The organism is Streptomyces sp. NPDC006235 (assembly GCF_040613735.1).
Taxonomy (GTDB): domain Bacteria; phylum Actinomycetota; class Actinomycetes; order Streptomycetales; family Streptomycetaceae; genus Streptomyces.
In genome coordinates, this window is sequence record NZ_JBEXSR010000005.1 from 78,785 (window position 1) to 91,029 (window position 12,245).

Genomic DNA, 12,245 nt, shown 5'->3' on the forward strand with positions numbered 1-12,245 from the left:
GGCATCATCGAAGGCCGGCAGCTGAAGATGCGCTGCCGGCCTTGACGATGTCACCATCCCGGCCCGGGGGTGATCACTTCTCCAGGAAGGCGAGCAGCGCCGAGTTGACCTCCTCCGCGTGGGTCCAGAGCAGACCGTGCGGGGCGCCCTCGATCTCGACGTAGTCGGCGGACGCAAGCGCCTGGTGGAACGGCCGGGCGGTGCCCTCCACGGGCAGGATGCGGTCGCCCGTGCCGTGCAGGATCAGGGCCGGCACGTCGATCTTCGGGATGTCGGCCCGGAAGTCGGTGTACCAGGTCGACGGCGCGGCGGCCGCCGCGAAGAAGCCGCCGCCCGCGGCGACGTTCCAGCTGTTGCGGACGGCCTCCTCGCTGATCCTGGTGCCGAGGTTCTCGTCGAGGTTGTAGAAGTCCTTGTAGAAGTCCGTGTAGTACGCGTAGCGGTCCGCCTTGACGGCCGCGACGATCCCGTCGAAGAACTCCTTCGGGGCGACCCCCTGCGGGTTGTCGTCGGACTTGAGCAGGCAGGGCTCCAGCGAGGCGAGGAAGGCGACCTTGGCGACCCGTCCGGAGCCGTACCGGGACACGTACCGGGCGACCTCGCCGGTGCCCATCGAGAAGCCGACGAGGACGGCGTCTCGCAGGTCGAGGGTCTCCATCACGGTGTTCAGGTCGGCGGCGAAGGTGTCGTAGTCGTAGCCGGTCGTCGGCTGCGAGGACTGCCCGAAACCGCGCCGGTCGTAGGTGATCACGCGGTAGCCGGCGTCGAGCAGCACGGCGCTCTGCCGCTCCCAGGAGTGGCCGTCGAGCGGAAAGCCGTGGATGAGGACGACCGGCTGCCCGGATCCGTGGTCCTCGTAGTACACGTCTATGGCGGTGGAGTTCTCCTGGCCCACGGTGATGTAGGGCATGCGCTGGTTTCCTCGTTCCGGGGTGGCTGGTGACGGACCTTGCCACGCTAGACCCGGGGCCGCGGGACCGGTTGCCGGGCAGCGCACCGGTTCTTGACCGGGGGCGCACGGGAGACCCTGTTCACAGGGCCGTTAATGTGTCGCCCGGCCCTGGCCGGTGTGACAACATCGTCGGCATGGAAGGGTTTGTGACGTCCGATCAGATCGAGGCCCGCACGTCCCGTGCCCTCGCGGCGGCCGTCGCCTCGGGTCGTGATCTGGGGCTCACGGTGACCGACGCGAGGGTGCTCTACGACGTGTTCTCGGTCGTGGTGCATCTCGCCCCGTCGCCCGTGGTGGTGCGGGTGCCGACCGTCTTGCCGTCGTACTCCGGTCCCGAGTCCCAGGCGGCGCGGCAGCGGCTGGAGCTCGATGTGGCGGGGTGGCTCGCGGACCAGGGGCACCCGGTGATTCCGCCGAGCCCGCTGGTGCCGCGGGAGCCGGTGCTGCGTGACGATTTCTCGATGACGTTCTGGCAGTTCGTCGAGCTGGACCAGAGCGTGGAGCCCGATTACGTGCACAACGCCGGCCTGGTCGCCGACCTGCACGCCGCACTGCGCTCGTACCCGGGCGAGCTGCCGTTCCTGTCGGCGGCGGAACCCCGGTTCGTCTCCGAGGGACTTGCCGCACTCGACGGGCGGCCCGACCTGCTGGCGCCGGCCGACCTGGACCGGGCGCGGCGCGAGTGGGAGGTCCTGGAGCCCGTCATCAGCTCACGCGCGGGGTTCGAGACGGCGTTCCCGGGCATCGAGTTCCAGACGCTCCACGGTGACTCCCCCGCGGCCAACATCGTCTCCGCCAAGGACGGGGAGCTGTACTCCGACTTCGAGCTGACCACGTTCGGACCGGTCGAGTGGGACCTGGCGGCTCTCGGCCCCGCGTGCGAGGCCGCCTACAACGCGGCCGCCGAACGGCGGGGTCTTCGGCGGCTGGACGAGGGTGTCCTGCGCCTCGTCAACGCCGTGGGGATGTCCCGCGCGGTGGCGTGTCTCGCGCTCGCGCCCCAACTGCCCATGCTCGTGGACGCGTTGCAGCCGGCCGTCGAACAGTGGCGGACGATGCCGTTCGCCGGTGGCCTGGGCGGCTGAGCGAGCGGCGGCCGGCTCTGCTCGGCGGCTGAGCGCCGGGCGGCCGGCCCTGCTCACTCGGGCAGGGGCCGGTCGTCGACGACGTGTTTCATGACGAGGGTGGAGTTCAGGCGCTGGACGCCCGGCAGCCGGGCGAGCTGCCGGTCGTAGAGCTGCTGGAAGGCGGCCAGGTCGGTGGTGGCGACGCGCAGGAGGTAGTCGGGGTCGCCGAACAGGCGCTGCGCCTGGAGCACGTGCGGGACGGCGGCCACGCCCTCTTCGAACGCGGAGACGGTGTCGGCGTCCTCCCAGTGCAGGGTGACGAAGACGAGGGCTTCGAAATGGAGGCCCACGGCGGCCGGGTCCACGACCGCCCGGTAGCCGCGGATCGCGCCTTCGCGTTCGAGGTCGCGCAGGCGGCGGTGGCAGGGCGAGACGCTCAGCTTTACCCGGGCGGCCAGCTCGGTGACCGTGAGACGGCCGTCCAGCTGGAGCTCGGTAAGAATTTTCCGGTCCAGGGCATCCATGGAGGAGATTCTGCCCCAGAACCCGCGATCAAGGAGTAAATCAGGGAACACTTTCGGGCTGATCCGGCCTAGCCTTCCCCTCGCGACAAATCACGTGAGAGGGACCGGTCCATGGATACGACGACACTGGCGGCCTTTCTGGCAGTGGATCTGCTGCTGGTGTTCACCCCCGGCGCGGACTGGGCCTACGCGATCACCGCGGGCATCAGGGGCCGGTCGGTCGTCCCGGCGGTCGCCGGGCTGGTCGCGGGATACGCGGGATACACCCTGCTCGCGGTCGCGGGCCTGGTGGTGATCGTGGCGAACTCCGCGGCCCTGCTCACCGCGCTGACCGTGGCCGGGGCCGGCTACCTGGTGTGGCTCGGCTGCGGCGTGCTCAGGCAACCGGCCGTCCTGACGGCCTCCGAGGGCGACGTGGGCTCCTCCCGCTTGCGGACCATGCTCAGGGGAGCCGGGATCAGCGGGCTCAACCCGAAGGCACTGCTGCTGTACTTCTCGCTGTTCCCGCAGTTCGTCGACCCCGCGGGCGGCTGGCCGGTCGCCACGCAGACCGGCCTGCTCGGCACCCTGCACATGACCGCCTGCGCCGTCGTCTACCTCACCGTCGCAGTCCTGGCCCGCACCGTGCTGAAGACCAGGCCCGCGGCGGCCAGGGCGGTCACCCGCGTCTCCGGCGCGATGATGATCGTCATCGGCGGCTTCCTGCTGGTGGAGCAACTGGCCCGCTGACGGTGAATGCACCCCGGCAATCCGGCGAGGGGTCCCCGGCGGACCTACCTGAGATGATGACCGGGGAAGCGGCAGGGGCGTCACATCCGGAGGCACCGTGCAAGGACGCGTACCGGAGGACATGGCGGTCGTCGTCGACGCCCGTGGGGTGATCGCGGTGTGGAGCGACGGCGCCCGACGGCTGCTCGGATACGAACCCGAGGAGGTTGTGGGCCGGGCCGTCACCCGCCTGCTCGCCGCCGGCCTGCCCGGTTCCACCCGACGTCACGTGGCCGACGGGCAGCGATGGGCCGGTGAGGTGGCGCTGCGGCACCGGGACGGCGACCGGGTCGTGGTCCGGCTGCACGGCACGCCGCTGCTGGACGCGGACCGCAGAGGGCTCTGGCTCGTCACCGGCACCGCACTGGCGCACACGGCGAGGCGGGCCGGGCACGGAGCCCTGACCCTGTGGGACCTGACGCTCGCGCAGCTCCCCGTGCCGGTGGCGGTCTACGACCGTGACGCCCGGCTGGTGGCCGCCAACGAGATCATGACCCAGGTGATGGGCCGGTCCGAGGAGGAGATGAAGGGCCTGACGCTCCGGGAGATCGAGCCCGGCCCGCCCTTCGACGAGTACGACCGGCTGCAGCGCGAGGTCCTGCGCACCGGCGAGACGATCTTCCACGAGCAGCACGGCACGGCCCCGGGCGAGACCCGGCGCCACGCCTGGTCGATGTTCATGTCGCCGCTGACGGACGAGACCGGCGCGGTGCAGGGCATGTCCGCGACCGTGTTCGACACCACGGAGCAGGACTGGGCCCGCCGCCGGCTGGCGGTGCTCAACGACGCGAGCCTGCGGATCGGGACCACGCTGGACGTGACCCGCACGGCCGAGGAACTGGCCGAGGTGGCCGTCAGCGGGTTCGCGGACTTCGTCACCGTGGACCTGCTGGAGTCCGTCACCCTGGGCGACGAGCCGGAACCGGTGCTGCCGGACGCGCCGGTCACCGTGCGGCGCACCGCCCAGCGGTCGGTTCTGGAGGGCTGCCCGGAGTCGGTGGTCGCCTCGGGCGACGCCACGCTCTACCCCGTGGACTCGCTCCCGGTGCGGACGCTGGTCGCCGGCCGCGGCTCCCGGAACCGGCCCGGGGATCCGGGGCTGCGGGAGTGGATCAGGTCCTCCCCGGCGCGCGAGGAGTCGGTGGGCAGGCACATGATCCACTCGGTGATGATGGTGCCGCTGCGCGCCCGCGGGGTGACCCTGGGGCTGGTGCACTTCCTGCGGCACCGGACGCCGGAGTCGTTCAGCGAGGACGATCTGCTGCTCGCACAGGAGATCGTCACCAGGGCGGCGGTGAGCGTGGACAACGCCCGCCGCTACACCCGGGAACGCCGGACGGCGCTGGCGCTCCAGCGCAGCCTCCTGCCCGACCGGCCACCGGACCTGGCGGCGATGCGGGTCGCCTACCGCTATCTGCCGGCCGGTTCCGGAGCGGACATCGGCGGCGACTGGTTCGACGTGATCCCGCTGTCCGGCACCCGGGTCGCCCTCGTCGTGGGCGACGTGGTGGGGCACGGCATCCACGCCTCGGCCACGATGGGCCGGCTGCGGACCGCAGTACGGACGCTCGCGGACGTCGATCTCGCCCCCGACGAGCTGCTCACCCAGCTGGACGACCTCGTCGTCCGGATCGACCGGGAAGAGGGCCCGGAGGCGCGCGGGCGGTCGGCGGAGGCGTCGGGGCAGGTCGGCGCCACCTGCCTGTACGCCGTGTACGACCCGGTGTCCCGTCGCTGCACGATGGCCCGGGCCGGGCATCCGCCGCCCGCCCTGGTCACGCCCGACGGTGCCGTACGGTTCCTGGAGGTGCCGACCGGGCCCCCGCTGGGCCTGGGCGGCCTGCCGTTCGAAGCCGTCGAGGTGGAGCTGGCGGAGAACAGCCTGCTCGCGCTCTACACCGACGGGTTGCTCAAGGCCGCCGACCACGACATGGACGTCGGGCTCACCCTGCTCCGCGAGGCGCTGGCCGACCCTGCCGAGGCGCTGGAGGAGACCTGCGAGCAGGTGCTGCGCACCGTGCTGACCGGCCGTCCCGCCGACGACATCGTGCTGATGCTGGCCCGGACCTCCGCGCTCGGCACCGGCAAGGTGCGCACCTGGCAACTGCCGCCCGAGCCCACGGCCGTGGCCCGGGCCCGCAAGATGGCCGGCGAGCAACTGACCGCCTGGGGGCTGGCGGAGGCGGAGTTCACCACGGAACTGATCGTCAGCGAGCTGGTCACCAACGCGCTGCGGTACGGCGGCCCGCCCATCGAACTGCGCCTGATCCGCGACTCGGCCCTCATCTGCGAGGTGTCCGACGGCAGCAGCACCGCACCCCACCTGCGCCGGGCCCGCGTGTTCGACGAGGGCGGGCGCGGACTGCTGCTGGTCGCCCAGCTCGCCGAACGCTGGGGCAGCCGCCAGACGTCCACGGGCAAGACCATCTGGGCGGAACAGGCACTGCCCGCGGAGCTCTAGCGTGTGTCGACGATGCCGCCGGTCACCGCGATGACCTCGCCGACCGTGTAGCTGGAGTCGGCGTCGGAGGCGAGGTAGACGTACGTCGGTGCGATCTCCTCCGGCTGGGCCGCGCGTTCGAGCGGGGCCTCGCTGCCGATCTGGGCGAGCCCGTCCGGCGGCATGTGCTGGTCCGCCTCGTTGAGCGGCGTCCAGGTCGGGCCCGGCGCGACGACGTTCGCGCGCACACCGCGCTTGGCCAGGTGCACGGCGACGGACTTGGTCAGGGTGATCAGCGCGGCCTTCGACGCCGCGTAGTCGATCATCGTCGTACTGCCCTTGAGCGCCTCTTCGGTCGCGGTGGCGATGACGGCGTCGCCCGGCTCCAGGTGCGGCAGCGCCGCCATGAGCAGGTGGAAGTACGCATAGACGTTCGTCTTGAACGTCCGGTCGAAGTCCTCGGCGGTCAACTGGTCGAGTTCGAGCTTGCTGTTGAGGTACGCGGCGTTGCTCACCAGGATGTTCAGCCCGCCGAGCTCCGCCGCCGTCCGCTCGACGGCCTCACGGCAGAACTCCGGGTCGGTGAGCTGGCCCGGCAGCAGCAGACAGCGCCGGCCCTGCTCCTCCACCTCGCGCCGGACCCGCTCCGCGTCCACCTGCTCCTCGGGCAGATAGACGATGGCGACGTCGGCGCCCTCCCGCGCGTACAGCAGCGCCACCGCCCGCCCGATGCCCGAGTCGCCGCCGGTGATCAGCGCGGCCTTGCCCTCCAGCTTCCCGCTGGCCCGGTAGCGGCTCGCCCGGTAGCGCGGCGGGGTGCGCATGTCGGCCTCGAGGCCGGGCCGTTGCTGCTTGTCGGAGTCGTAGGGCGGGTCGGGCTCGGACACGACCTGTGGTGCGGACCGTTCCTGCTCGGGCTGCACGGGATTTCCTCTCGTCGGTGTCGTCCACGGCGCGGCCGTTCACCTCAGGTCACGCCGTTTCCTCCCCGCACCGCGTGCCCACATCGGCGGCAGGCATGTTCCCCGTCGCCGCCCGGCCGGTGCCGCGCCGACCGGCATGGCCGCACCCGCGAGGGGTACTCAGTCGATCTTGGAAGGCCCGGCCGGAGGGCCTCCTGTCGGAAGGAGATCCGTGTCTGCCGAGACGGTGAAGAACGTCTTCGTGATCGGGCTCGACGAGGCCAATCTGCCCACGCTGAAGGCGGTTCCCGGAGCTGACCGGCTGCGCTTTCACCAGCTGCTGACCATCGAGGAACTGCAGTACGGCGAGGTGCACCTGCCGACGCTGTTCGACAAGGCCCGGGAGGTGCTGGACGCCTTCGACGGCAGCATCGACGCGATCGTCGGCTACTGGGACTTCCCGGTCAGCACCCTCGTGCCGATGCTGAGCGAGCGCTACGGGACGCGGAGCACGAGCCTGGAGTCGGTGGTCAAGTGCGAGCACAAGTACTGGAGCCGTCTCGAGCAGCAGAAGGCGACCGACCGGCACCCGGCCTTCGACCGGGTCGACCTGTCGGCCGAGCCGCCGCGGCCGCCCGAGAAGGTGACCTTCCCGATGTGGGTCAAGCCCGCGCTCTCCTACTCGTCGGAACTCGCCTTCGGAGTCGATGACGAAGAGGAGTTCCGCAAGGCCGTCACCGAGATCCGCGAGGGCATCTCCCGTATCGGCCGCCCCTTCGAGCACATCCTCGAACGCATCGACCTGCCCCCGGAGATGGACGGCGTCGGCGGCCGGGTCTGTCTGGCCGAGGAGGCGATGTCCGGCGTCCAGGTCGCCGTCGAGGGCTACACGCACCAGGGCGAGGTGACCGTCTACGGAGTGCTGGACTCCATCCAGTACCCGGACTCCCCCTGCTTCCTGCGCCACCAGTACCCCTCGACGCTGCCGCCTGCGGTCATCGCGGAGCTCCACGACGTCTCGGAGCGGGTGATGCGGCAGATCGGCATGGACTCGGCCACCTTCAGCATCGAGTACTTCTACGACCCGAAGACGCAGTCGATCAACCTGCTGGAGATCAACCCCCGGCACTCCCAGTCGCACGCGGAACTGTTCCAGTACGTCGACGGCGTCCCCAACCACCACTGCATGGTGAGCCTCGCGCTCGGCGAGGACCCGCGCATGCCGCACCGCGAGGGCCCGTACGCGATGGCGGCGAAGTGGTACCACCGCTGGTTCACCGACGGTCTGGTGCGCCGGGTGCCCGGGCCCGAGGAGATCGCCCGCATCGAGCGGGAGACGCCGGGCGTGCGCATCGAGGTGGTCCCCGAGGAGGGCACCCGGCTCTCGGACCTCCCCGGACAGGACAGCTACAGCTACGAGTTGGCGCACATCTACACCGGCGGGGCCGACGAGGCGGAACTGCGGGAGAAGTTCGACCACTGCGTGGCCGAACTGGGCCTCGTCTTTGACGAACCCCCGCAGGAGTGAAGCCCGGCCGGAGTGAACCCCGACAGTAAGGAGCACGTGGGTTCCATGCGTTACGTGACCAACCTGCCGTACGCGACGAAGGAAGAAGAGCACGTCACGATCCCGATGTCCGACGGGGTCCGGCTCTCCGCGCACATCTGGCGCCCGACCTCCTCCGACCACGAGCCGGTGCCCGCGGTGCTGGAGTACATCCCGTACCGCAAGCGCGATCTGACGGCCGTACGCGATTCGATCCACCACCCGTACCTGGCGGGTCACGGTTACGCCTGTGTCCGCGTCGACCTGCGCGGCACCGGCGACTCGGAGGGCGTGCTGCGGGACGAGTACCTGGAGCGGGAGCAGGCGGACGCCGAGGAGGTGCTGGCCTGGCTGACGGAGCAGCCCTGGTGTGACGGCGGGGCGGGCATGATGGGCATCTCCTGGGGCGCGTTCGCGGCGCTCCAGGTTGCGGCCCGGCAGCCGCCGGGTCTGAAGGCCATCGCCATCGCCTCCTTCACCGACGACCGGCACGCCGACGACATGCACTACATGGGCGGCGCCCTGCTGTCGGACAACCTGGCCGAGGCGGGGACGATGTTCGCCTACGGCACCTGTCCGCCCGACCCGGCCGTGGTCGGCGACTCCTGGCGCGAGATGTGGCAGGAGCGGCTGGAGCACACCGAGCCCTGGGTCCTGCAGTGGCTGCGCCACCAGCGCCGGGACGACTACTGGCGGCACGCCTCGGTGTGCGAGGACTACAGCAGCGTGCGCTGCCCGGTCCTGGCCTCCAGCGGCTGGGCGGACGGCTACTCCAACGCCGTGACCCGGCTGCTCGGCCACCTGGACGTGCCCCGCAAGGGGCTGATCGGCCCCTGGTCGCACAAGTTCCCCCACCTCGGGGAGCCCGGCCCCGCCATCGGCTACCTCCAGGAGCTCGTCCGGTGGTGGGACCACTGGCTCAAGGGCGTCGACAACGGTGTGATGGACGGCCCCATGCTGCAGACGTGGATGCAGGACAGCGTGCCGCCCTCCACCGCGTACGAGGAGCGGCCGGGACGCTGGGTCGGCGAGCCGGAATGGCCCTCTCCGCACATCCGGCAGACCGTTCATCCGCTCACCCGGCACACGATCGGACCCCCGCGGGAGGCGGCGGACGGCGGGGACACCCCCGACGGCGACGCGCTGACCGTGCAGTCGCCGCTGTCCGTGGGCCAGTTCGCGGGCAAGTGGGCCTCCTACAACGCGCCCCCGGACCTGCCGTACGACCAGCGCGAGGAGGACGGCGGTTCCCTCGTCTTCGACACCGAGCCGCTGACCGAGCAGGTGGAGATCCTCGGCTCACCGACCGTGGAACTCGACCTGTCGGTCAGCGAACCGGTCGCCATGGTGGCCGCCCGGCTGTCCGACGTGAGCCCGGACGGCTCCGCGACCCGTGTCTCGTACGGCATCCTGAACCTTACCCGCCGCGACGGCACGGAGTCCCCCGAGCCGCTGGAGCCGGGCCGCCGCTACCGCGCCACGGTCCCGCTGAACGGAGTGGCGCAGGCGTTCCCGCCCGGCCACCGCATCCGGCTCTCCCTGTCCACGTCCTACTGGCCGCTGGCCTGGCCGCCGCCGAAGCCCGCCCTGCTGAGCGTCCACGAGCACTCCAGCACGCTCACCCTGCCGGTGCGGCCGGTGGAGGAACCGGACGAGGTGCCGGCGTCCCCCTTCGGCGAACCCGAGGGCACTCCCCCGATCGCCACCAGCCAGGTGACGCCCCCGGAGGAGCGCTGGGAAGTCAAGCGGGACCTGATCGGCTACCACTCCGAGCTGGACATCGTGAAGGACCGGGGCACCGTCCGCTTCGAGGACATCAACATGGAGGCGGGGCGCCGCGCCCGCGAGCGCTACACGGCGGTCGCCGACGACTTCACCTCGGTCAGCGGCGAGTCCACGTGGACCATGCGGTTCCAGCGGGACGACTGGGACGTGCGGGTGGTGACGCACACCCGGCTGAGCTGTGACGACTCGGACTTCTTCGTGGACGCGACCCTGGACGCGTACGAAGCCGATCGCCGGGTGTTCTCCCGCACCTGGAACGAGAAGGTCCCGCGCGACCTGCTGTAGCGGGGGGGTGGAGCGGACCGGAGCGAGTGAAGTTGCTTGACTTAGGCAATAGATATCTGCTTGCCTAAGTCAAGCAACTTGCTCTCCGGCTCCACGGAGGCCCCGCCATGTCCGACACCCCCACCCGCCACGCGAAGGCCGGGGCCTCCCACACCACCCGGACCGCCCAGACCGAATGCCGTGGTCGCGGTGCTCGCCCTCGCCGGGATCGTGATCTCGCTGATGCAGACCCTGATCATCCCGATCGTCCCCGAGCTGCCGGAGTACCTGCACGCCTCGCCGTCGAACGCCGCCTGGGTGGTCACCGCCACCCTGCTCGCCGCCGCCGTCACCACCCCGGTCGTCGGACGCCTCGGCGACATGTTCGGCAAGCGCCGCATGCTCCTGGTCAGCAATCCGCCGGCACATGCGGCGTGCGGGCTGACGCTCCCCGGGACGACGGGTTTTCGAGACGGACCCTTCCGGGCGACCATGGCGGGGCACCCCTACCGCAGGGAGGTACCCCATGACCGACTCACCCGCCCCCGACCCCGGCGTGCTGCCGACGACCGCGCGCACGGGACGCGTCGAACTGACGCCCGCCGCCGAGGACCTGCTGCGACGGCTGACCGGGACGCACGGGCCGGTGATGTTCCACCAGTCCGGCGGCTGCTGCGACGGCAGCGCCCCGATGTGCTACCCGCGGGGCGAGTTCCGGGTCGGCGCCGGTGATGTCCTGCTGGGGCACGTGGCCGGGGACACCCCGTTCTGGATGAGCGGGGACCAGTTCGCGTACTGGTCGCACACCCACCTCACCGTGGACGTGGTCCCCGGCCGCGGCAGCGGCTTCTCCCTGGAGGCCCCGGAAGGCGTGCGCTTCCTGCTCCGCTCCCGCCTCCTCACCGACGAGGAACTGCGCCGCATCGAGTCGGAACCGCCTCTGCCGACCGGGGCGGACGAGGTCGCCTAGGCGCGCGCGTAACAGTCCCCGGCTCGGACACATCCCCTTGAACTCACGTAGCACACTTGAGTCCTTCGTCGATGCGGGTGCGCAGGGAGCGCAGCGCCTGCCTGAGTTGTGCCGGTTCGATGTCTGTGACGTCGGCGTCGAAGGTCAGGAGCAGTCCTGCCAGCCCTGCCCATGACCACGCACCGAGCGTGAGTCGGCAGCTGGAGTCGGTGTCGTGCTCGACCGTCGACCCGCCGGGGGCGAACCGGGCGACAACGGGCGCAGGTAGCGCGACGAGCGCCGATCCGCAGCAGGGCCATTCCGCCAGGGTGTCGCCGCGGTCGTGCGTGCTCATGACGAATGCGACCGCGTCGCCGTGCGGGACGTCGCGGCGGTCGAAGGTTCTCCCCGTGGGCATGCGTGGCTCGAGGCGGTCGACGCGCATCGCGCGCCATCGGTCCGCGTCCGGTTCGAACGCGACGAGGTACCACCGTGCCGCCCACACGACCAGGTCGTGCGGTTCCAGCGTGAGCGTCGCCGGTTGGTCCTCGCCGGTGTAGTCCACGCGAACGACGTGCTGCCGGTTGATCGCGCCGCCGATGAGGCGGACGGTCTCGGCATCGATGGGTGGTGCGGGGAATTCCCAGTAGTTGCGCGCTACGGAGACGCTGAACGACTCGGTGCGGATGCGGCTGCGGGCGGGCATCGCCTGCTGCAACGTGGCGAGGGCGCGTGCCGAGTTCTCGCGGATGCCGGAGAGGATCGTGGGGACGGTCTGGAGTGCGACGGCCGCGGCGACTGCTTGGTCCTCGTCGAAGACGACCGGCGGCAAGCGGGTGACGCGGCCGAGCCGGTAGCCTCCGCCCACCCCGCGCACGGCCTCGATCTCGTACCCAAGCTCTCTGAGCGTGTCGATGTCGCGTCGCACGGTCCGAAGGGAGACTCCGAGCCTTTCGGCGAGCTCCTCGGCGGTCAGGGTGGCGCCGATACCGAGGATCGACAGCAGCTTGAGCGTCCGCGCGGAGGTCACAGCCATGATCCCGCCCCC

The 12,245-nt window shown here is 71.0% G+C and carries 10 protein-coding genes and 1 pseudogene; 7 read left to right on the top strand and 4 right to left on the bottom strand.

Going from position 1 to position 12,245, the window contains the following annotated elements; all coding sequences use genetic code 11:
• Positions 1–73: 73 nt before the first annotated feature.
• Entirely contained in the window at positions 74–910 is an 837-nt protein-coding gene (locus ABZ192_RS07965; RefSeq protein ID WP_356923666.1) for an alpha/beta hydrolase, read from the bottom strand.
• 176 nt (positions 911–1,086) lie between these two features.
• Here ABZ192_RS07965 and ABZ192_RS07970 point away from each other — a divergent pair, with 176 nt between their 5' ends.
• On the top strand, positions 1,087–2,037 hold the full coding sequence (locus ABZ192_RS07970) for an aminoglycoside phosphotransferase family protein (protein ID WP_356923667.1): 951 nt from the start codon (positions 1,087–1,089) through the stop codon (positions 2,035–2,037).
• 53 nt (positions 2,038–2,090) lie between these two features.
• On the opposite strand, the gene ABZ192_RS07975 is transcribed toward ABZ192_RS07970, so the two are convergent.
• Positions 2,091–2,543, bottom strand: coding sequence for an Lrp/AsnC family transcriptional regulator (locus ABZ192_RS07975; protein WP_356923668.1), 453 nt, complete (start codon positions 2,541–2,543; stop codon positions 2,091–2,093).
• 111 nt (positions 2,544–2,654) lie between these two features.
• On the opposite strand from ABZ192_RS07975, the gene ABZ192_RS07980 reads away from it, so the two are divergent.
• Both ABZ192_RS07980 and ABZ192_RS07985 read left to right on the top strand, forming a co-directional pair.
• Complete coding sequence (locus tag ABZ192_RS07980) at positions 2,655–3,272, top strand: LysE family translocator (protein WP_356923669.1); 618 nt, start codon at positions 2,655–2,657, stop codon at positions 3,270–3,272.
• 97 nt (positions 3,273–3,369) lie between these two features.
• Positions 3,370–5,772 (top strand): SpoIIE family protein phosphatase, encoded by a 2,403-nt coding sequence (locus ABZ192_RS07985; RefSeq protein ID WP_356923670.1) that lies wholly within the window; start codon positions 3,370–3,372, stop codon positions 5,770–5,772.
• Here ABZ192_RS07985 and ABZ192_RS07990 read toward each other — a convergent pair.
• Entirely contained in the window at positions 5,769–6,674 is a 906-nt protein-coding gene (locus ABZ192_RS07990; RefSeq protein WP_356923671.1) for an SDR family oxidoreductase, read from the bottom strand. The genes ABZ192_RS07985 and ABZ192_RS07990 overlap by 4 nt on opposite strands.
• 211 nt (positions 6,675–6,885) lie before the next feature.
• On the opposite strand from ABZ192_RS07990, the gene ABZ192_RS07995 reads away from it, so the two are divergent.
• From ABZ192_RS07995 to ABZ192_RS08010, 4 genes and pseudogenes are all read left to right on the top strand, one after another.
• Positions 6,886–8,181 (top strand): ATP-grasp domain-containing protein, encoded by a 1,296-nt coding sequence (locus tag ABZ192_RS07995; protein ID WP_356923672.1) that lies wholly within the window; start codon positions 6,886–6,888, stop codon positions 8,179–8,181.
• Between the two features lie 45 nt (positions 8,182–8,226).
• Entirely contained in the window at positions 8,227–10,269 is a 2,043-nt protein-coding gene (locus ABZ192_RS08000) for a CocE/NonD family hydrolase (RefSeq protein ID WP_356923673.1), read from the top strand.
• 180 nt (positions 10,270–10,449) lie between these two features.
• Positions 10,450–10,662: pseudogene (locus ABZ192_RS08005) on the top strand (MFS transporter); the annotation flags it as partial.
• A 112-nt stretch (positions 10,663–10,774) separates the two neighbouring features.
• On the top strand, positions 10,775–11,218 hold the full coding sequence (locus tag ABZ192_RS08010) for a DUF779 domain-containing protein (protein ID WP_356923674.1): 444 nt from the start codon (positions 10,775–10,777) through the stop codon (positions 11,216–11,218).
• A gap of 43 nt (positions 11,219–11,261) precedes the next feature.
• Here the strand turns inward: ABZ192_RS08010 and ABZ192_RS08015 are convergent, their stop codons facing one another.
• On the bottom strand, positions 11,262–12,233 hold the full coding sequence (locus ABZ192_RS08015; protein WP_356923675.1) for a WYL domain-containing protein: 972 nt from the start codon (positions 12,231–12,233) through the stop codon (positions 11,262–11,264).
• Positions 12,234–12,245: the final 12 nt, after the last annotated feature.

What these genes read in the sequence shown, in the direction of transcription:
- ABZ192_RS07965 (WP_356923666.1), bottom strand. Translation starts at nt 910, where the DNA reads ATGCCCTACATCACCGTGGGCCAGGAGAACTCCACCGCCATAGACGTG.
- ABZ192_RS07975 (WP_356923668.1), bottom strand. Translation starts at nt 2,543, where the DNA reads ATGGATGCCCTGGACCGGAAAATTCTTACCGAGCTCCAGCTGGACGGC.
- ABZ192_RS08000 (WP_356923673.1), top strand. Translation starts at nt 8,227, where the DNA reads ATGCGTTACGTGACCAACCTGCCGTACGCGACGAAGGAAGAAGAGCAC.
- ABZ192_RS08010 (WP_356923674.1), top strand. Translation starts at nt 10,775, where the DNA reads ATGACCGACTCACCCGCCCCCGACCCCGGCGTGCTGCCGACGACCGCG.
- ABZ192_RS08015 (WP_356923675.1), bottom strand. Translation starts at nt 12,233, where the DNA reads ATGGCTGTGACCTCCGCGCGGACGCTCAAGCTGCTGTCGATCCTCGGT.
- ABZ192_RS07980 (WP_356923669.1), top strand. Translation starts at nt 2,655, where the DNA reads ATGGATACGACGACACTGGCGGCCTTTCTGGCAGTGGATCTGCTGCTG.
- ABZ192_RS07970 (WP_356923667.1), top strand. Translation starts at nt 1,087, where the DNA reads ATGGAAGGGTTTGTGACGTCCGATCAGATCGAGGCCCGCACGTCCCGT.